Raw genomic sequence first — 19,331 nt, 5'->3', positions numbered from 1 at the left:
GAGGGAGGCGCCGTGCCCGGGGCAGCGCCTCCCTGGCCGGTCTCCCGCGCGGAGCCGGCGGCCCCCTGGCTACGAGCGGGTCGCCTCGTAGCCAGGGGCCGCGGCCGAGGCGGTCCCGGCCGCCGGGCGCATGGCGACGATCAGGACGGCCAGCCCGGCGAAGATGGCCGCGGCGATGACGCCGGTGACGTGCAGGCCGGCGGTGAACGCCTCGCGCGCGGAGTGCAGCAGCTCCGCGCCCTGGTCGGCGGGCAGGTGCCGGGCGGCGGCGACCGCCCCGGCCAGCGAGTCGGACGTGCCGCCCATCCGGCCGCGGTAGACCACCGCGGCCACCACGCCGAGCAGCGCGAGGCCGAGCGAACCGCCGAGGTAGTTGCCGGTCTCCGACATCGACGCGGCCGAGCCGGCGCGCTCCGGTGACACGGCTCCGACGACCAGCCCGGTGCCCAGCGCGAACAGCGGGCCGGCGCCCAGCGCCAGCACGGTGATGCCGGTCATCACCAGCGGCAGGGCGGCCGCGCCGCCGACGCCGGCGAGCAGCAGGCAGCCCAGCGCCGACCCCGCCAGCCCGCCGGCGATGACGGTCGTCCGCTTCATCCGCCGGGCCAGCGCCGGCGCGGCCAAGGTGCCGGCCGCCGTGCCCACGCCCATGGGCGCGAACAGCACCGCCGACGCGACCGGCGAGAAGCCCAGCACGCTCTGCAGGTACTGGGTCACCAGCAGGCCCGTGCCGGCCATCGCGACGCCCGCGAGGACGAGCGCGATGATCACGGCCGTGAACGGGCGGTTGCGGAACAGCCGCAGGTCCAGCAGCGGCGTCTCCAGCCTCAGCTGGCGGCGTACGAACAGGGCCCCGACGGCCGCGCCGGCGACGAGGGCCGCCGCGGGGACGACCGCCGCGCTGCCGACGGCCAGCTGCTTGATGCCGTACACGCTCAGGAGCACCGCCACGAGCGACAGCCCGACGCCGGGCAGGTCCAGCCGGCCGGGCCGCTCGTCGCGGAACTCGGGCAGCAGCACCGGCCCGGCGAGCAGCAGCAGCGCCATGGCCGGCACGGCCACCAGGAACACCGATCCCCACCAGAAGTGCTGGAGCAGGAACCCGGCCAGTACGGGTCCGATCGCGCCGCCGGTGAACTGGCAGGACGCCCAGATCGCGATGGCCTGCCCGCGCTGCCGCCGGTCGCGGAACATGTTGGTGATCAGGGCGAGCGTGGACGGCGACAGGGTCGCGCCCGCGACGCCCAGCAGGGCCCGCGCGACGATCAGCATCAGCGGGTCGACGGCGAAGGCGGAGACGACCGACAGCACCGCGAACGCGGCTCCGCCGATCATCAGCAGCCGCCGGCGGCCGATCCGGTCGCCGAGCGTGCCCATCGTGATGAGCAGGCCGGCCACCATGAAGCCGTAGCCGTCACTGATCCACAGCTGCTGGACGTTGGTGGCTCCCAGGTCGGCGCTCAGCTGCGGGAGCGCGAGGAGCAACGCCGTCATGTCCATCGCGACGAGGAAGGTCGGCAGCACGAGGACGGCCAGCCCCAGCCATGGCCGGTTGACACGCATATCTGGAATTTCCTGTTCTCTCGACGTCTCGATGGTTGGTCGGAGCTGTCGAGAGCTTCTTGACATCGGTACGGGAAAATCCGAGGAGCGAAAGCGCCACCCGCCCTAGAGCCAGCCGGCGTCGCGGGATATGCGGATGGCGTCGATGCGGTTGCGCCCGCCCACCTTGCTGATCGCGTTCGACAGGTAGTTGCGCACCGTGGTCTGCGACAGTGAGAGCTGGGCGGCGATCTGGGCGGTGCGGATGCCGCTCGCCGCGGCGCGCAGCACCTCGGTCTCGCGGGCCGTCAGCGGGCTGCTGCCCGTCTCGAGCGCCGCCGCGACGAGCTCGGGGTCGATCACCCGCTCGCCGCGGGCGATGCGGCGGATCCCGTCGGTGAGGGTCTGGGCCGGTGCGTCCTTGACGATGAAGCCCCGCACGTGCGCCTTCAGCGCGCGCAGCAGGTTGCCCGGCTGGCTGAGCCCGGTGAGCACGAGGGCGCGGCAGTCGGGAAGCCGTTCGGACAGTTGCGCGGCCGCCGACAACCCGTCGAGGCCCGGCATGTCGATGTCCAGCACCGCGATGTCGGGGCGCACCCGAAGCGCGGCGTCCAGCACCTCGTCGCCGCGTTCGACCTCGGCGACGACCTCCATGTCGTCCTCCATCGACAGCAACGCGACCAGTGCGGATCTGATCATGTGCATGTCCTCGGCGATCAGCACGCGGATCACGCGACCTCCTCGGGGACCTCGACCGACAGCCGGAACCGGCCGTCGTGGACACCGGCCTCGGACGAGCCGGAGGCGGCTGCGGCCCGCTCGGCCACCCCGGCGAGCCCGGAACCGTGCTGCGGCCCCTGGCCGGCGGCGATGCGGACGCCGTCATTGACGATGTCCAGCCGTATTCTCCCGCGCAGCCGGGACAGCGTGATGGTGCAGGAGCCGGCCTTGCTGTGGCGCAGCAGGTTGGTGGTGCCCTCCCGGATGGCCCAGGCCAGGGCGCTCTGTGCGGACTCGGGCAGGGCCGGCAGGTCGGCCACGTCGAGCCGGGTGTCCACGCCCGCCGCGCCGAGCAGGGCCGCGGCCCCGTCGATCTCCGTGCGCAGCGACACGGTGTGCTGGTCGCGGGTGATGGCCCGTACGCCGTGCAGCGCGTCGCGGGCCACGCCCGTGAGGCTCTCGATCTCGGCGCGGGCGGCGGCGGTGTCCTTGGCGAGCAGCCGCAGCGCCAGGTCGCCCTTGAGGGAGATCGCCGACAGGCTCTGGCCGAGCAGGTCGTGCAGGTCGCGCGAGACCCGGATCCGCTCCGCGCCGACAGCCGTCGCGGCCAGCTCGGTACGGGCGGCCTCCAGCTCGTTCACCAGCCGCACCAGCCGGGCTCCGCCGGCCAGAGCCGCGGCGAACAGACTGGGGACGACCACGGCGTACAGCTCCAGGATGACGATCTGCCAGACGCTGAAGCCCGGTGTCCCCAAGGTCGCGATCAGCTGGAGGGACACGTAGACCGACACCTGCGCGGCGGCCGCGACCAGTCTCGGCCGGCCGCGCAGGAGCGTCAGGGTCGAGGCCAAGGTGAGGGTGCTGATGCTGACCCAGTTCAGGCCCAGGAGCCAGATCGGGGCATACGTGAGCAGCAGGATCGCCGCGAGGCTCCAGCGCCATCCCGCGGGCCGTTCACCCCGGGCGGCGGCGAGGCTGTGCCGTAGTTGCAACGCGAGAATCACCGCGGCGAGCAGGATCGCGGGCAGCGGATCGGTGAGAGGCGAACCGTCGGTGCCGAGGCTGGTGTAGACCGGCGCCTGGGCGGCCAGCGGCACGTGCAGCGCGATCAAGGGCCGGCGCGGGTGCCGCAGCACCCATGGCGGCGGTATGGAGGCCGTCATGGCCGCACCTCGATCGTCTCGGCGGCGTCGTCGGCACGCACGACCAGCAGCATCCGGCCGTCCAAAACGGTTGCCGTGATCGTGCAGGCGCCGATCGGTCCCGCCCGCAGCAGGCGGGTGACGGTCGCGCGCAGAGCATTTCGCGACTGCGGGGCGATGGTGTCCGGGATGCCGCCGCGTGGCAGGTCCAGGCGGGTGGCGACGCCGGCCGCGGTCAGCAGGCTGGCGGCGGTCTCCAGTTCGGCGCGCAGCGACGGCTGCCGGTAGCCGCGTACCCGCCGCCTGGCCTCGGCGAGCGTGCGCCGGGACTCGTCCGCGAGCCCGGTCAGATCCGCCGCCGCGGCGGCCGGCTCGCTGGTCGCGACCTTGCTCGCCGCCCGGTCGCCGCGCGCCGCGATCGACTCCAGCGCGCTGCCGAGACTGTGCCGCAGGTCGTCGTCGATCCTGCGCCGTTCCTGCATGACGGCTCGCTGGGCCAGCGCCTCCCTGGCCGCCTGAAGCCGGGTCAGTGTCGCGGCCAGCCACACCAGCAGCAGCAGCGCCGCACTGCCGCCCAGCACCGAGAACGTCAGCCACGGCGCGGCCGCCCACGACAGCCCGAGCGCGTGGGCCACCGGCGCCGCCGCGGCCACCACCGCCACATATCCGAGGTACGACCACGGCGCGGGCAGGACCAGGAGGAACGACACCACCAAGGCCGTGTACGCCCGCGGCCACATGTTCCCGGCCAGTGGGGTGGCCCCGAGGATGATCGCGGTCATCACCACCAGTGACCAGCCGCCGAGCGGCGGCCGGTGCGCCCGCGCGGCGTACCAGACGTGGCGCAGGTGCAGCGGAAGGTAGGCCGCGGTCGCCGCGAGGCTCCACAGCCCGGTGCCGATGCCGTTGCCCACGTAGCTGAACGCCAGCCCGACCTGCACCAGCGGCAGCAGGACGCTGCAGGCGACCGCGCCGACCTGGGCCAGCCGGACGACGCGGTCGGATCGCCATGACTCCGTCAATCCTTCCACCGCCCGTCCTCGCCTCCTGGCTGACCAGAGTAGAGGCCACGGCGTACCTGATCCGGCGCGGATCTGCGTCGTGACCATGCGAGGGCGAGATCAGATCAGGCGGGGCCTGCTGCCGCGCTGATGACCCGGCCGAGGTTGTCCATCTCGTTGCCGCGGCCGGCCGTCAGACGCTGGGTCCATTCCTCGTCGTGCATCGCGTCCATGGTCATGACGACGTGGACGCCGTCGCCGGAGGGCCGGATCTCGACCACGGTGAGGAAGTCGTACGGCTCCACGCCCGGGATGAAGTCGGCCAGCGAGGTGTAGGAGAGCCGGGCGGGCTCGTCGACCTCGACGAAGGTCTTGCGCGACTCGGTGCTCAGCGGCAGCCCGGCGCCCTCCATGAACGCGACCTGCTCGGGCGCGGTCGCGGTCATCGTGTAGATCAGCTCGCCGCCGGGCCGCAGATCCAGCTTCCCTACCTTCACGGTGAAGCCGTCGGGCGACCACCACGACTCGATGCCGGCACCGGTGGTCCACAGGCGCCACACGTGCTCGGGCGTGGTCGCGTAGGTGCGCTCGATCCGGACGGTCCTGGCCGCGGGTGAGACGGTCATGAATGCTCCCTTTGACGTGGGGTTACGCGGACCGATCCTCCACCTGAGAACCTGGGGCGAACAGATACAAATGTCACGAGCCAGGCGATGAGTTCCACCACCCGTTCCTCGACCCCCGGTCACCGCCGGGGAGCCCTTCCCAGGGATTTCATTATAGTGAAAGATCTTCATTGATACCCTTGACCTGATGAAGCCGTTTCAGCATGATGAAGACACCTTCACGACATGGAGAGCGACATGACCGACAGCACCCCCGAAGCCCTGGCTTCCATGCTCGGTGCCGTCGGTTCGCGCCTCCGCTCCTTGCGCAAGGAGCGGGGGTTCACCCTCGAACGGCTCGGCGAGCTGTCCGGTCTCAGCACCGGCATCATCAGCCAGGTGGAGCGCGGCCTGGCCAACCCGTCCTTCACCACGCTGGTGCAACTCGCACACGGGCTCGGCATTCCCGTCGGCGGCCTGTTCCAGACGGAGGAAGAGACCCGTCCTCCCGTCGTCCGCAGATCAGAACGGCGGCGGCTCGGCGGACACGGCGTCGACATGAATTCCGAGAGCGTCTACGAGCTGCTCACCCCCGACCTCAGCGGGGCTCTGGAGGTGACCTGGGTCGAGACCCGGCCGGGCCACGACACCAGCGCCACGCCGTTCACCCACAGAGGTGAAGAGGTGGGCGTGGTCCTGTCCGGTCGCACGCACGTGTATCTGGACGGCGTCAGGTACGAACTCGGCCCGGGTGACTCCATTCGGTATCCATCGACCGTCCCGCACTGGTATGTGAATCCCGGTGACGAGGTCTGCACAGCCATCTGGGTGAGCACGCCACCGAGCTGGTGACCTCGGCTCCGGTGCGCACCGCGCGTCGGGCCCCCCACGAAAGGCGGATCGCCATGTCCGCAACCGTTCTCCCGATCTCTCACGCCCAAAATCCGTCCACCACCCGCAAGGCGATGCTCGGCCTCGGCCTCGGCAACACGCTGGAGTGGTACGACTGGATGCTCTTCGGCCTCCTGTCCTCCTACATCGGCCCCCACTTCTTCCCCTCCCACGACCCGGTCGCCGCGACGATGAGCGCGCTGGCGGTCTTCGCCGTCGGTTTCGCCGTGCGGCCGCTGGGCGGCGTGCTGCTCGGCACGTTCGCCGACCGCATCGGGCGGCGCGCGGTGATGCTGGTGTCCATCGCGCTGATGGCGCTGACCACGCTGGTCATCGCGCTGGCGCCGACGCACGCGCAGATCGGCGTCTGGGCCGGCGGCCTGCTCCTGGTCTGCCGGCTGGTCCAGGGTGTCTCGACCGGCATCGAGGCGCCCCTGTCCACGGCGTACGCCGTCGAGCTGGCCCCGGCGGGCAGGGAGGCCCGCGCGGCCGGGTTCATGAGCTTCTTCGTCAACCTCGGCATCCTGCTGGCCTCTCTGGTCAGCTTCGGCACCACCTTCGCCATCGGCGGCGACGCCATGCAGGACTGGGGCTGGCGGATACCGTTCGCCATCGGCGCGGTCATGGGCCTGCTCGTGCTCTACCTGCGCAGGTCGCTGCCGGAGACCCTGCACGAGGAGGACAGGGTCGAAGGGCCCGCCGCCTCGGTGTGGCGGGGCGTGGGCAAGCACTGGCTCGGCCTGCTCGCCATGATCTTCGTGGTGGGCGCCGCGCAGGCCTACAACTACGCCTGGACCGTCGGCCTGCCCAACCTGGCACGCAGCACCTTCCAGGAGGACCCGACCGGCGTCTTCGCCGCCTCCACCGCGCTCGGCGTCGTGCTGCTCGTCGGCTCGCCCATCACGGGCTGGCTCGCCGACCGGTTCAAACTCTCCCGCGCCTTCACCGTGACCAGGGTGCTGGCCGTCCCGTCGGTGTTCGTGATGCTGCTCTACGCCCAGCCCGGCATGGGCGGGTTCCTGGGCGTGCTGCTCGGCGGGTCGGTGGTGCTGGTGCTCAACATGACCCTCTACAACGTCGTCGCCACCTCCCTGATGCCGAAGTACTGCCGCGCCACCGGCGTGGCGCTCGGGTACGGCATCGCGGTCGCCCTGTTCGGCGGCACCGCGTCGTACCTGATGCTCTGGCTTCAGGAACAGGGGGCGACGTGGCTCTTCCCGGTCTACACGGCCGTGCTCTCCCTTGTCAGTGTCGTGCTCTACCTGGCCGCCCGCCGGTCCAGTGGCACCTTCGCCGGTGAATGAGGAAACACCCGCATGCAGCCATCCGATCTGAAAGTGTCCTCCGACGAGTTGCGGGCCCCCGTGGTCGCGCGCTCGGACGTCGTCGTGGTCGGCGGCGGCCCCGCAGGGGTCAGCGCCGCCGTCGCGGCGGCCCGCGCCGGGGCCGACGTCACGCTGCTGGAGCGCTACCCCGCGCTGGGCGGGCTCGCCTCCGGCGGCATGGTGCTGGTCCTCGACGACATGGCCAACGGCCAGGAGATCAGCGTCACGGGCATCGTGTCCGAGTACGTGGAGCGGATGGCCAAGCTCGGCCTTGCCGTCTACCCGCCGGAGCAGGACCGGATCTCCTCGACGGAGGCCTGGAACCAGTGGGGGCGGTGGGGCACCTTCGACTTCCACTCGCACTCCTCGCCGAAGCCGATCTGCTACGCGGTCGCCTTCGACCCCGACGGCTGGAAGCGGGTCTCCAACGACCTGGTCCGCGAGTCGGGAGTGAACCTGCGCCTGCACTCCTGGTTCTCGCGGCCGATCGTGGACGACGGCCGGGTGCGCGGCGTCATCGCCGAGACCAAGGCGGGGCCCCAGGCCGTGCTGGGCGACGTCGTCATCGACACCACCGGTGACATCGACGTGGCCTCGCGCGCCGGGGCCGGGTTCACGCATGACAGCTACCTCACGACGCTGGTCTTCCGGCTCGGCGGCGTCGACACCGACGCCGCGCAGCGCTTCGAGCAGGAGAATCCCCGGGAGGCGCGGGCCATCAACCGCAAGATCAAGCGGCTGCTCGGCGGCGCCTGGGAGCTGTGGTGGCTCAAGACGCCGGTGCCGGGCGTGGTCTGGTGCAACTGCCCGCACATGACCGGTTTCGACGGCGCCGACCCCGAGTCGCTCACGCAGGCCGAGTTCGAGGCCAGGGCCCGCATCGCCACGGCCGTCGACGAGATCAAGCAGAGCCTGCCGGGCTTCGAGAACTGCTACCTGCTCGACGTCGCCGAGCAGATGGGCGTACGCCAGACCCGGCTGCTGCGCGGCGAGTACGTCGTGACGAAGGACGACATCACCTCGCGGCGGCACTTCGCCGACTCGGTGGCGAGGGGCCGCGACTACTACACGCCCTACCGGGCGCTGCTGCCCCGCGAGATCGACGGGCTGCTCGTCGCCGGCCGTCACTACTCGGCGACCCCGGAGGCGCAGCGGATCTCCCGGGAGATCCCGCCCTGCATGGCGATGGGACAGGCGGCGGGGGTGGCCGCGGCGCAGGCCGTTGACCTGGGGATTAATGTGCGAGAGGTGGATCCTGCGGACGTCCAGCGCAGGATGCGCGAGCAGGGGGCCGATCCCGGTGACGTTCCGGCGGCCAACGCGACTACGGAGGTCTTCGCATGAACGGCCCGCTGGCGGGGATCACCGTCATCGACTTCACGCAGGTGTACATGGGGCCGAGCTGCACGCAACTGCTCGGTGACTACGGCGCCGACGTCATCAAGATCGAGCGTCCCGGCTCCGGAGACCTGTCCAGGACCTCGATCCCCGACCGGGACGGCCTGGACAACCCCATCTTCCTGTCCATCAACCGCAACAAGCGCAGCGTCAGCGTGAACACGCGCAGCGCCGAGGGCAAGGAGGTGATCCACCGGCTGGTCAGGGACGCCGACGTCGTGGTGAGCAACTTCAGGTCCGGCGTGATGGAGCGGCTCGGGTTCGGCTACGAGGAGCTGAGCGCGATCAACCCGCGACTGGTCTGGGCCTCGGGCACCGGCTTCGGCACCGAGGGCCCGTACAGCCACAAGGGCGGGCAGGACGTGATCGCGCAGGCGTTCTCCGGCGTAATGTGGCGGCGCGAGTCGCCCGACCTGCCGCTGTCGGTCTATCCCACGACGCTCTGCGACTACACCACCGGCATGCACCTGCTGCAGGGCATCCTGCTGGCGCTGATCGAGCGCGACAGGACGGGGGAGGGGCAGAAGGTCGAGGTCTCGATGTACGACTCCATGCTGCACATGCAGATGCAGGAGGCGTCCATGCAGCTCAACAGGGGCTACGAGATCAACTGGGCGGCCATGCCGCTGAGCGGCGTGTTCGAGACGACCGACGGCGCCGTCTGCATGGTGGGCGCGTTCAAGGAGAACCCGCTGCGCGACGTCTCCGTGGCGCTCGAACTCGACGAGGACCTCTCCCAGCGCGAGGAGTTCGCCACGCAGGAGGCGCAGTTCGCCGCCAGGCCCCGGCTCCAGGCCATCTTCAAGGAGCGCTTCGCCTCCAACACCACCGCCTACTGGATCAAGCGGCTGGAGGGTCAGGACATCCTCTGCGCGCCCGTCCACACCCTGGAGGAGGCCCTGGCGGACGAGCAGACCGCGGTCAACGAGATGATCATGGAGATGGAGCACCCGAGCGCCGGGACGGTGAAGACGCTGGCCGCGCCGATCCGGCTGTCCGCCCGGCGGCCCGCCGTCCGGCACGTCCCGCCGCGCCTGGGCGAGCACAACGCCGAGATCCTCGCCGAGCACGGCTACGACGACCAGGAGATCGCCCGCCTCGTCGCGTCGGGGGTGCTGCGATGAGCGGCGAGGTACGGCTGGAGGTCGCGGACCACGTCGCCCGCGTCACCATCGACCGCCCCAAAGTGCTGAACGCCGTCGACGAGAAGACGCACCGCGCGCTCCGCGACATCTGGGAACGCATCGAGGCCGACCGCGACGTGCGCGTCGTGGTGCTCACCGGGGCGGGGGAGCGGGCCTTCTGCGTGGGCGCCGACATGTCCGCGGCGGCCATCGGCAAGACCGGCCTGGAGTACTGGGCCGACCTCGATCCCGACGGCTTCGGCGGCCTGTCCCTGCGCACCACGCTGGACGTCCCGGTGATCGCCCGCGTCAACGGCTACGCGCTCGGCGGCGGCATGGAGATGGTGCTCGGCTGCGACATCGTGGTGGCCGCCGAGCACGCGCAGTTCGGGCTGACCGAGCCGCGCGTCGGCCGCATCGCGCTCGACGGAGGCGTGACCCAGCTCGTGCGGCGGCTGCCGTACAACCAGGCGATGGGCCTGCTGCTGACCGGCCGGCGCGCTCCGGCGGCCGAGATGGAGCGCATGGGCCTGGTCAACGAGGTGGTGCCGGCCGATCAGCTGGACGCCGCCGTCGACCGGTGGGTGGCCGACGTGCTGGCCTGCGCGCCCACCTCGCTGCGCGCGGTCAAGCAGATGGTGCAGCGCACCGCGCACCTGACCAGCCGCGAGGCGCGGGCCGTACGGCTGCCCGCGCTGATGGCGGCGCTCGACAGCGAGGACAGCAGGGAGGGCGTACGGGCCTTCCAGGAGAAGCGCCCGCCCGTCTGGCCCGGCCACTGACCCACCGAGAAAGGTAGAGATGTCACCCGTTCTGCTGAAGGCCGGGGTGTGGGGCGTCGTGGCGACGCCCTTCTCCGGCTCCACGTTCGACGTCGACGAGACGAGCCTGGCCAGGCTCGTCGAGCACTACGAGCAAGCCGGTGTCACCGGGCTGACCGTGCTCGGCGTGTTCGGCGAGGCGGCTCAGCTGTCGGGCGCCGAGCGCCGCGCCGTGCTGGAGACGGTCGCGGACACGGTCGACCTGCCGCTGGTCGTGGGCGCGACCTCGCTCGGCACCGCGCCGGTCATCGAGGAGGTGCGGCTGGCCCAGGAGGTCGCGGGCGACCGGCTGGCGGGAGCCATGGTGCAGGCGAACTCGGCCGACCCCGGCACGCTCGCCAGGCACCTGCGCGCCGTGCACGAGGCCACCGGCGCCGGGCTGGTCGTCCAGGACTACCCGCTGGTCAGTGGCGTCTCCATCGCACCCGGCGCGCTCGTGGCGGCGCTGCGTGACCTGCCGTTCGTGGTCGCGGTGAAGGCCGAGGCGCCGCCCACCCCGCCCGCGATCGCCACACTCACCGCGGGGCTGGACGTGCCGGTCTTCGGCGGGCTCGGCGGCATCGGGCTGCTCGACGAGCTGGCCTGCGGGGCCGCGGGGGCGATGACCGGGTTCTCCTTCCCCGAGGGCCTCATCGCCTGCGTCGAGGCCTGGCGGGAGGGAGGTTACGCGGCCGCCAGGAAGGCGTGGCTGCCGTACCTGCCGCTGGTGAACTTCGAGCAGCAGGCCAGGATCGCGCTGGCCATCCGCAAGGAGTGCCTGCGGCAGCGTGGGCTGCTGCTGGAGTCGTCGGTCCGGCCGCCCGCCGCGTCGCTGCCCGAGTCGCTGTCGGAACAGCTCAAGCGCCACCTGGCGGAGGTGGCCCGGTGAACCTCGGACTCTCCGGCAGGACCGCGCTGGTGTGCGCCTCCACGGGCGGGCTGGGCGAGGCCACCGCCCGCGCGCTGGCCGCCGAGGGCGCGAAGGTGATCGTCTCCGGCCGCCGTGGCGACCGGGCGCGCCGGATCGCCTCCGAGCTGCCCGGCGCGATGGGCGTCGAGGCCGACCTGCTCGCCGACGGCGGGCCGGAGAGCCTCGCCGCCACCGCCGGCGACATCGACATCCTGGTGCTCAACGGGCCGGGCCCCAAGCCGGGCACCGCCGCGGGCACGACCGCCGACGACGTGAGCGCCGCCGTGGACACGCTGGTCAGGCCGCAGCAGCGGCTCGTGTCCCTGGCCCTGCCCGGCATGCGGGCGCGCGGCTGGGGCCGCATCCTGGCCATCGGGTCCAGCGGCGTCGTCTCCCCGCTGCCGAACCTCGCCATGTCCAACCTGGGCCGGGCGGCGCTGGCCGGCTACCTCAAGACCCTCGCGGCCGAGGTCGCCGCCGACGGCGTCACCGTCAACCTGCTGCTGCCCGGGCGCATCGCCACCGAGCGGGTGGCCGCGCTCGACGCGGCCGCCGCCGAGCGGGCCGGCACGTCCGTGGCCGAGGCCGAACGGCGCTCGCGCGAGGCCATCCCGGCCGGCAGGTACGGGAGGCCGGACGAGTTCGGCGCGGTCGCCGCCTTCCTCTGCGGGGAGCCGGCCGCGTACGTCACCGGTGTCGCGCTGCGCTGCGACGGCGGTCTCGTCCGAACCCTCTGATTGGAGTTTCAGTGACCACGACAGTGCAGAACCTCATCGGCGGACGGTGGACGGGCGACCCGGTGACCGTACGGCGCAATCCCGCGCGTCCCGGCGAGGAGGTGGCGCTGTCGCCGTCCGCCACGCCCGCGGACGTCGACGCGGCGCTGACCGCGGCCCAGGAGGCGCAGCCCGCCTGGGCCGCGCTGCCCGCGCCGGCCCGCGGCGCGATCCTCCTCGACGCGGCCGACCTGCTGCGCGCCCGGCACGCCGACGTCGCCGCCGACCTCGTACGCGAGGAGGGCAAGACGCTGGCCGAGGCCAAGGGGGAGGTCCGGCGGGCGATCGACGTGCTGCGCTTCTTCGGCTCCCTGGCCTGGAAGAGCTCCGGGGAGGTGCTGCCCAGCGGCCTGCCCGCCACCACGATCTTCACCAGGCACGAGCCCGTGGGCGTCGCGGCGCTGATCACCCCCTGGAACTTCCCCATCGCCATCCCGGCGTGGAAGGCGGCGCCCGCCCTGGTCAGCGGCAACGCGGTCGTGCTCAAGCCGGCCGAGCTGACCCCGCTCTCCGCCACCCATCTCGCCTCGGCGCTGGCAGAGGCCGGACTGCCCGCCGGGGTGCTGAACGTCGTGCACGGCAGCGGCGCGGTCGCCGGCGACGCGCTGGCCCGCGACCGGCGGGTGGCCGCGCTCTCCTTCACCGGCTCCACGGCGGTCGGGCTCGGCCTGCACCGGACGTTGAGCGAGCGCCGCGCCCGGGTGCAGCTGGAGATGGGCGGCAAGAACGCCTACCTGGTGGTCGACGACGCCGACGTGGCGGCGGCGGCCAGGATCGTCGCCGCGGGCGCGTTCGGCCTCACCGGGCAGGCGTGCACCGCCACCTCGCGGGTCTACTGCACCCCTGGCGTGCTGCCCGCCTTCGTCGAGGCACTGGCCAAGGAGAGCGAGGCGTTCGTTCCCGGTGACGGGCTGCGCGAGGGCACGACGATGGGACCGGTGCTCAGCGAGCAGCAGCTCGACACCGACGTGACCGCGATCCGGCAGGCCCGCGCGGATGGCGCCACCGTGGTCGCCGGCGGCGCCGACCCCGACGGGCAGCTGCTCGGGCCGACCGTGCTGGCCGACGTCGCGCACGAGTCGGGCGTGGCCAAGGAGGAGATCTTCGGTCCCGTCGTCGCCGTGATCGGCGTGGACTCCTACGAGGAGGGCCTGGCCAGGGTCAACGACTCGCCGTACGGGCTGACCGCGGGCGTGTGCACCACGAACCTGGCCACCGCGCACCACTTCGCCGCGCACGCCCAGGTCGGCGTCGTCAAGGTGAACCGGCCGACCACCGGGCTCGACCTCAACGTGCCGTTCGGCGGCGTGAAGGACTCCTCGTCCAACACCTTCAGGGAGCAGGGCACGGCCGCCCTCGACTTCTACACCTGGAGCAAGACCGTCTACCTGGGGCACTGATGAGGCTGCCGCTGGCCGAGCTGCACCTGCATCTGGAGGGCGCGATCCGCGCCTCCACCGCGGCGGAGCTGGCCGATCGCCACGGCCTGCCGGTCCCGCCGCAGGGCCCGTTCGACGGGCTGGGCGCGTTCGTGACGGCCTACGAGCGGGCCCGTGACCTCGTCGGCAGCCTCGACGACCTGCGGCGCGTCGCCCGCGAGCTGGTCGAGGACGCCGCCGCGCAGGGCGTGGTGTGGAGCGAGGTACACGTCGTCCCGCCCACCTACGCCGGACGGCTGGGACCCGACGAGGCCGTGCTCGAGGCGGTGCTCGACGGGTTCGCGGCCGGGACCACGGAGGAGTCGTCGGCGGGGGTGATCGTCGGCGTGAACCGGGGGCTGCCGCCCCCGTCCGCCGAACGCTCCCTGGCGCTGGCGCTCGCCTACCGCGACGCGGGAGTGGTCGGGTTCGGGCTGGCCGGCGACGAGGCGAACCACCGGGCGGAGCTGTTCGCGGACGTCTTCGCCCGGGCCCGCGAGGCCGGCCTGCCCGCCGTGCCACACGGAGGCGAAGGAGCGGGGGCGGACAGCGTGCGCGCCTGCGTGGAGGTGCTCGGCGCGCACCGGGTGAACCACGGCATCCGGGCGGCGGAGGATCCCGGGCTGCTGCGGGAGCTCGCCGAACGGCAGGTGTGCCTGGACGTGTGCCCGTCGTCCAACGTGGCGCTGCGGATCACCCCCTCGACGGCGGAGCATCCGCTGCCCGAACTGCTGTCGGCCGGCGTGCCGGTGACGCTCAACAGTGACTGCCCGCTGTTCTGCGACACCAGCGCGGTGCGGGAGTACGAGCTGGCGCGCGACCGGTTCGGGCTGGACCGGGCCGCCCTGGCCCGCATCGCCGAGACCTCGCTCCGCTTCAGTTCGTGCCCCGCCGAGCGGCGCGAGCGCGCGCTCGCCGGCGTGGCTCGCTGGGCCGCCGCCGCATGAACCGGTGACGGATCGGGCTTCCTGACCGGGGGCCTGCGCCACCATGTCGCCGCCACGGAAAGCGGCCCGTGGCCCGTCTCCGGCAACGGCGAGCAGGCGGCACCGTCGCGGCCGGCCGGCGAGAGGTCACCACCGCGCGCGCCTCTGGACGACGGGAGGCGCTGGATCCGCGGTTACGGATGGCCGCGGCGAGAGGGCCTGGCCGACGTCGTCATCCGCTCGTACGGGTGACTTCCTCACCGGATCCGCCGCCTGTCATCACCCGGCGGAGGTCAGGTGGGATCGAGCCCGATGTGGCGGGCGAGGAGGGCTACCTGATCGGCGAAGTGCTCGATGAACTCGGGGGATCGGGGATCGGTGCCGCAGACGCCTTCGATGACGTGCGGCAGCGTGGTGGGCGCCATGGCGGCGGCCATCAGCATGACCAGGAGGCAGGCGGGATCGAGGTCGGCGGGAAGCCGTCCGGACTCCTGCAGCGCGCGCAGCTCGTCGACGCTGTCTGCGAGCTGCTGGGAGCGGGCCGTGTGGTCGGGGTCGCCGGTCGGCCCGGTGTACTCGAGGCCGCTCCAGGCCATCAGGCGGGGGCCCTCCGGGTCGCGCAGCGCCTCCAGGGCATAGCGGCGCACCTGCTCAGGAAACGGCGTGCCCGGCGGCACCAGGTCGCGCTGCCGCTCCCGCCACCGCTCCGACATGGCCTGGTACAGGCCCTCTTTGCCGTCGAAGTAGTAGGAGACCAGCTGCTGGTTGACCCCTGCCCTGGCGGCGATCGCTCTGATCCGGGCGCCCACGTAACCGTGCGCGCTGAACTCGGCCGCCGCCGCGTCCAGGATCAGCTTGCGGGTGCGCTCAGGGTCGCGTTGGCGCTCATGCGGCTTCGGTGACCTACGGGGTTTGGGCGGCACAGCGGCATTCTACCCGCAACAAGCAATGCCAAGTATGCACACAACTTAATCAAGCAACTGTTTGACAAAGTCCGTCGCCCGGTTGACCATGTCAGTGTGGCGCCGCGTCAGCGGCCCGATCCCCACGAAGAGAGGCGACGAGATGTCAGCTGGACCACGGATCCTCATTGCCGGTGGCGGCCTCGGCGGGCTGGCGTTGGCGCAGGCGCTGCGCCAGGGCGGCCTGGACGTCGCCGTGTACGAGCGAGACCCCACGCCGGAGATCCGCAACCAGGGCTATCGCATCCACATCAACCCGGACGGCAACGCCGCGCTGCGGGCCTGCCTGCCGCCCGACGTGTTCGACCTGGTCCTCCGCACCAGCGGGGTCACCAACGATCTGGTGGCCTCGTACACGCACCGGCTGGAGCGGGTGATGGCGCAGACCTTCCCCGCGGACCCCGACGAGATCACCCATGTGGACCGGAACACGTTCCGGCGCGGCCTGCTCAGCGGTCTCGGCGATGCCGTGCACTTCGGGCGGACGGTGGCCGGCTACCAGGTCACCGAGTCGGGCCGGGTGCGGGTGCGGTTCGCCGAGGGCGGGAGCGACGAGGGCGATCTGCTGGTCGGCGCCGACGGCGTCGGGTCGGCGGTGCGCCGGGGGCTGCTTCCGCACGCCACCGTCAAGGACCTCGGCCTACGGTGCCTCTACGGCCGGATGGCGATCGACGAGGTCACCGGCGCCCTCATGCCCGAGGACTTCGACCGAGGCTTCTGCTGGGTCGCCGACGAGACCGGGTGCGGCGCCGCCTTCGGGCCTATGCGGTTCAGGTCCCGGCCCGAGGACGCGTCGGACTACCTGATGACCACTCTCGTGGCGACTCCGGAACGTCTCGGGATCACCGACGAGGAACTGTTCGGACTCTCGCCGAAGGAGCTGCGGAAGCTCTCGGCCGAGCTCACCGCTGACTGGCATCCGGCCGTCAGGGAGCTCTTCCTGCACGCCGACGCGGACGCGTTCCTGCCGATCGCGATCAGGGCCGGGGAGCGCGTCGAGGCGTGGCGGCCCGGCCCGGTCACGCTGCTGGGCGACGCCGTCCACCTCATGCCGCCGACCGGTGGCGTCGGTGCGAACACCGCCCTGCAGGACTCCGCGGCGCTGGCCGGCGAGCTGCTCTCCGCCGCGCGGGGCGAGCGGTCGCTCGTCGACGCGGTCGCCGCGTACGAGCGCGTCATGCTCCCACGCGGCTTCGACACCGTGGACCACTCGCTCAGGATCGCCGGCCAGATGTTCGGCAGGACCTTCTGACGAGGCTTCCCGGGCGGAGGCGGTCAGTCCATGAGGACGATCTGGCGGAGGACCTCGCCGTTGCGCAGGGCGGCCACCGCGTCGTTCAGGTCGCCCAGGCGGATGCGGGCGCTGATCAGCGACTCCAGGTCCAGCTTGCCGGCCTTGTGGAGCTTGGCGAAGTAGGGGAAGTCGTGCCGCACGTCCGCCTCGCCGTACAGGCTGGACAGCAGGTTCTTGCCCTCGAAGAGCAGGCTGAACGCCGAGATCGACACCATGTCGTCCACCGCGCCGGCCCCGACCACGACGACGTCGCCGCCGGCGCGGGTGATCTGCCAGGCGCTCTGGATGGTGGCCGACTTGCCGACCACCTCGAAGCCGTAGTCGAAGCCCGCGCCGCCGGTGAGCTCGTTCACGGCGTCGGGGACCTGCTCCGGGGTGACGGCGTGCGTGGCCCCGACCTTCTTGGCGAGCTCGTGCTTGGACTCCAGCGGGTCCACCGCGAGGATCGTCCTGGCGCCGGAGACGCGGGCGCCCTGGATGACGGACAGGCCGACGCCGCCGCAGCCGATCACGGCGACCGTCGAGCCGGGGCGCACCTTCGCGGTGTTGATCGCGGCGCCGACACCGGTCGTGATGCCGCAGCCGATCAGGGCGGCCGCCTCCCAGGACACGTCGTCATCGATCTTGATCGCGCCGTGCGACGGCACGATGATCTCCTCGGCCCAGGTGCCGCACCCGGCCATGCCGAACGCCGTCGCCGCGTCGCCGCCGAAGCGGAAGTTGCCCTTGCTGAAGGACTCGATGACGTACTTCATGCACAGGTACGGCTGGCCGCCCACGCACAGGTCGCACTCCTGGCACGCCGGACGCCAGCTGATCACGACGTGGTCGCCGGGCTTGAGCGAGGTGACGTGCTCGCCGACCTCCACCACCTCGCCCGCGCCCTCGTGGCCGGGGACGAGCGGCACGGGCTGCGGCAGCACGCCGGACATGGCCGACAGGTCGGAGTGGCAGACGCCGGTGGCTCTGATCCGTACGCGTACGTCGGCCGGCCCGACGGGCGCCAGGGTCACGTCGTCGCGGATGTCGAGCTTGTCGTTGCCCACGGCATGCAGGATGGCGGCGCGCATGGGGTCCTCCCTAGGACTCAGGTGCGGGACTCAGGCAGGGAAATCAGGCGGGGGAATCAGGCGAGGGCTGTTCCTCGAGGGAAAGCGCGGCTTTCGGGCAGGACCTGACCGCGTGGCGGACGCGGTCCCACATCTCGGGTGGTGGTTCGGGCAGCAGGATGTGGAGCTGGTCGTCGTCGTCCACCTCGAACACCTCCGGCGCGAGTCCCATGCACACGGCGTTGGCCTCGCAGACCAGCTCGTCGAATTTGACCTTCATGTGAGCCTCCTGTGATCCCATGAGACCACTTTGGTGCGCTCGACGACGTACGCGACCCGCTTGCGCCCGGTCGTCTCCACGTACGGGAGCAGCAGCTCGTCGGGGACGCCCGGCGTCATGCGGCGGGCGACCAGCAGGCCGACGGCCGTGACGCGGTCGCGGTCGTCCACCAGCTCCGCCTTCCCGTACACCAGGACGCCACGCAGCTCGCCGTAGTCGTCGCCGGCCTCGACGAGGCAGCTCACGCGGGGATCGCGCGCCAGATTGCGGGCCTTCTGGGACTTCGCGTAGGTCCAGAAGGCCACGCGCCCTTCGTCCAGTCCGTAGAACATCGTCACCAGGTGCGGCGTGCCGTCCGGGTTGATGGTGGCCAGCTGCATCTTGCGGGAGCCCTCGATGAAGGCGGCGACCTCGTCGTCCGGCATCGCGATGCGAGCGCGCTGATTCACGCTGCAAGTAGAACAGGTTGCAGAAGAGCCCGGCAAGAGGCTGCTGGAATGTTGTTCGGTTCGGCTAGGGTGCAACGCTATGACCATGCCGTCCGAGCTGCTCCACGCCGCCGAACTCGCCAAGGGATTCATGCCGCCCGACGAGGGCCTGGCCCTGTTCGAGGCGGCCCGCCGGTACGGCGAGCTGGGGCCCATCTGCGAGATCGGCACCTACTGCGGCAAGTCCGCCGTCTACCTCGGCGCGGCGGCCCGCGAGACCGGCTCCGTGGTCGTCACCGTGGACCACCACCGGGGCTCGGAGGAGATCCAGCCCGGGTGGGCCCATCACGATCCGACGCTGATGGATCCCCGGTTCGGGAAGATGGACTCGCTGCCGACATTCAGGGCGACGATCGCGGCGGCCGGGCTGGAGGACGAGGTGATCGCCGTCGTGGGCCGGTCGGAGCGGGTCGCCGCGCTGTGGAACACGCCGCTGGGCATGCTCTTCATCGACGGCGCGCACTCCGAGGAGCCGGTGACGCGCGACTACGAGGGCTGGGCGCCGCACGTGATGGCGGGCGGGGCGCTGGTCTTCCACGACATCTACCCCGACCCCGCCGACGGGGGGCAGGGGCCGTACCGGGTGTATCAGCGGGCGGTCCGGTCCGGGGCGTTCCGCGAGACGTCGGTGCAGGGCTCGCTCCGGGTGCTGGAACGGGTGAATCCCGGCATCTAGCCGA

Annotated in this window: 20 protein-coding genes; 11 read left to right on the top strand and 9 right to left on the bottom strand. The window is 72.0% G+C overall.

Annotation, left to right across the window (positions count from 1 at the left end; genetic code table 11):
* Nucleotides 1–69: 69 nt before the first annotated feature.
* The 5 genes from FH608_RS21550 to FH608_RS21530 form a co-directional block, all read right to left on the bottom strand.
* Nucleotides 70–1,563: an MFS transporter gene (locus FH608_RS21550; RefSeq protein WP_139632337.1), complete on the bottom strand. Its 1,494-nt coding sequence runs from the start codon at nucleotides 1,561–1,563 to the stop codon at nucleotides 70–72.
* Between the two features lie 105 nt (nucleotides 1,564–1,668).
* Entirely contained in the window at nucleotides 1,669–2,274 is a 606-nt protein-coding gene (locus tag FH608_RS21545; protein WP_139632336.1) for a response regulator transcription factor, read from the bottom strand.
* On the bottom strand, nucleotides 2,271–3,425 hold the full coding sequence (locus FH608_RS21540; protein WP_139632335.1) for a sensor histidine kinase: 1,155 nt from the start codon (nucleotides 3,423–3,425) through the stop codon (nucleotides 2,271–2,273). The genes FH608_RS21545 and FH608_RS21540 overlap by 4 nt, the downstream gene beginning before the upstream one ends.
* The gene (locus tag FH608_RS21535) at nucleotides 3,422–4,435 is read right to left on the bottom strand and encodes a sensor histidine kinase (RefSeq protein ID WP_139632334.1); all 1,014 of its coding nucleotides are present in this window, start codon (nucleotides 4,433–4,435) and stop codon (nucleotides 3,422–3,424) included. Before FH608_RS21535 ends, FH608_RS21540 begins: the two co-directional genes overlap by 4 nt.
* Before the next feature lie 95 nt (nucleotides 4,436–4,530).
* A complete protein-coding gene (locus FH608_RS21530; RefSeq protein ID WP_139632333.1) occupies nucleotides 4,531–5,031 on the bottom strand; it encodes an SRPBCC family protein in 501 nt (166 codons plus the stop codon).
* A gap of 237 nt (nucleotides 5,032–5,268) precedes the next feature.
* Between FH608_RS21530 and FH608_RS21525 the strand changes: the two genes are divergently transcribed.
* The 9 genes from FH608_RS21525 to add are packed head-to-tail and all read left to right on the top strand — an operon-like array spanning nucleotide 5,269 to nucleotide 14,599.
* The gene (locus FH608_RS21525; protein WP_193318539.1) at nucleotides 5,269–5,862 is read left to right on the top strand and encodes a helix-turn-helix domain-containing protein; all 594 of its coding nucleotides are present in this window, start codon (nucleotides 5,269–5,271) and stop codon (nucleotides 5,860–5,862) included.
* A 53-nt stretch (nucleotides 5,863–5,915) separates the two neighbouring features.
* Nucleotides 5,916–7,205 (top strand): MFS transporter, encoded by a 1,290-nt coding sequence (locus tag FH608_RS21520; protein WP_139632331.1) that lies wholly within the window; start codon nucleotides 5,916–5,918, stop codon nucleotides 7,203–7,205.
* Between the two features lie 12 nt (nucleotides 7,206–7,217).
* Nucleotides 7,218–8,570, top strand: coding sequence for an FAD-dependent oxidoreductase (locus FH608_RS21515; RefSeq protein ID WP_139632330.1), 1,353 nt, complete (start codon nucleotides 7,218–7,220; stop codon nucleotides 8,568–8,570).
* Nucleotides 8,567–9,748, top strand: coding sequence for a CaiB/BaiF CoA transferase family protein (locus tag FH608_RS21510; protein WP_139632329.1), 1,182 nt, complete (start codon nucleotides 8,567–8,569; stop codon nucleotides 9,746–9,748). The genes FH608_RS21515 and FH608_RS21510 overlap by 4 nt, the downstream gene beginning before the upstream one ends.
* Nucleotides 9,745–10,530, top strand: coding sequence for an enoyl-CoA hydratase-related protein (locus tag FH608_RS21505; protein ID WP_139632328.1), 786 nt, complete (start codon nucleotides 9,745–9,747; stop codon nucleotides 10,528–10,530). The genes FH608_RS21510 and FH608_RS21505 overlap by 4 nt, the downstream gene beginning before the upstream one ends.
* Before the next feature lie 19 nt (nucleotides 10,531–10,549).
* Nucleotides 10,550–11,437, top strand: coding sequence for a dihydrodipicolinate synthase family protein (locus tag FH608_RS21500; RefSeq protein ID WP_139632327.1), 888 nt, complete (start codon nucleotides 10,550–10,552; stop codon nucleotides 11,435–11,437).
* On the top strand, nucleotides 11,434–12,195 hold the full coding sequence (locus FH608_RS21495) for an SDR family oxidoreductase (RefSeq protein WP_139632326.1): 762 nt from the start codon (nucleotides 11,434–11,436) through the stop codon (nucleotides 12,193–12,195). Before FH608_RS21500 ends, FH608_RS21495 begins: the two co-directional genes overlap by 4 nt.
* Nucleotides 12,196–12,206: 11 nt before the next feature.
* A complete protein-coding gene (locus FH608_RS21490) occupies nucleotides 12,207–13,634 on the top strand; it encodes an aldehyde dehydrogenase family protein (protein ID WP_139632325.1) in 1,428 nt (475 codons plus the stop codon).
* A complete protein-coding gene (add, locus tag FH608_RS21485) occupies nucleotides 13,634–14,599 on the top strand; it encodes an adenosine deaminase (protein ID WP_139632324.1) in 966 nt (321 codons plus the stop codon). The genes FH608_RS21490 and add overlap by 1 nt, the downstream gene beginning before the upstream one ends.
* A 272-nt stretch (nucleotides 14,600–14,871) precedes the next feature.
* On the opposite strand, the gene FH608_RS21480 is transcribed toward add, so the two are convergent.
* Nucleotides 14,872–15,501, bottom strand: a complete 630-nt coding sequence (locus FH608_RS21480; RefSeq protein WP_139632323.1) for a TetR/AcrR family transcriptional regulator — start codon at nucleotides 15,499–15,501, stop codon at nucleotides 14,872–14,874.
* Nucleotides 15,502–15,643: 142 nt separating this feature from the next.
* Here FH608_RS21480 and FH608_RS21475 point away from each other — a divergent pair, with 142 nt between their 5' ends.
* Nucleotides 15,644–16,792: an FAD-dependent oxidoreductase gene (locus FH608_RS21475; RefSeq protein ID WP_193318551.1), complete on the top strand. Its 1,149-nt coding sequence runs from the start codon at nucleotides 15,644–15,646 to the stop codon at nucleotides 16,790–16,792.
* Nucleotides 16,793–16,815: 23 nt separating this feature from the next.
* On the opposite strand, the gene FH608_RS21470 is transcribed toward FH608_RS21475, so the two are convergent.
* From FH608_RS21470 to FH608_RS21460, 3 genes are read right to left on the bottom strand one after another with little or no spacing between them, the layout of a single operon-like run.
* Nucleotides 16,816–17,904, bottom strand: a complete 1,089-nt coding sequence (locus FH608_RS21470; protein ID WP_139632321.1) for a Zn-dependent alcohol dehydrogenase — start codon at nucleotides 17,902–17,904, stop codon at nucleotides 16,816–16,818.
* Nucleotides 17,905–17,947: 43 nt separating this feature from the next.
* Nucleotides 17,948–18,163 (bottom strand): ferredoxin, encoded by a 216-nt coding sequence (locus tag FH608_RS21465; protein ID WP_139632320.1) that lies wholly within the window; start codon nucleotides 18,161–18,163, stop codon nucleotides 17,948–17,950.
* Nucleotides 18,160–18,612: a pyridoxamine 5'-phosphate oxidase family protein gene (locus FH608_RS21460; RefSeq protein WP_139632319.1), complete on the bottom strand. Its 453-nt coding sequence runs from the start codon at nucleotides 18,610–18,612 to the stop codon at nucleotides 18,160–18,162. Before FH608_RS21460 ends, FH608_RS21465 begins: the two co-directional genes overlap by 4 nt.
* A gap of 85 nt (nucleotides 18,613–18,697) precedes the next feature.
* On the opposite strand from FH608_RS21460, the gene FH608_RS21455 reads away from it, so the two are divergent.
* A complete protein-coding gene (locus tag FH608_RS21455; RefSeq protein ID WP_193318550.1) occupies nucleotides 18,698–19,327 on the top strand; it encodes a class I SAM-dependent methyltransferase in 630 nt (209 codons plus the stop codon).
* The last annotated feature ends 4 nt before the right edge of the window (nucleotides 19,328–19,331 follow it).

This window comes from Nonomuraea phyllanthi, assembly GCF_006334985.2.
In the GTDB taxonomy this organism is placed as follows: Bacteria; Actinomycetota; Actinomycetes; order Streptosporangiales; family Streptosporangiaceae; genus Nonomuraea; species Nonomuraea phyllanthi.
This window is presented reverse-complemented; position numbering and strand designations above follow the sequence as displayed.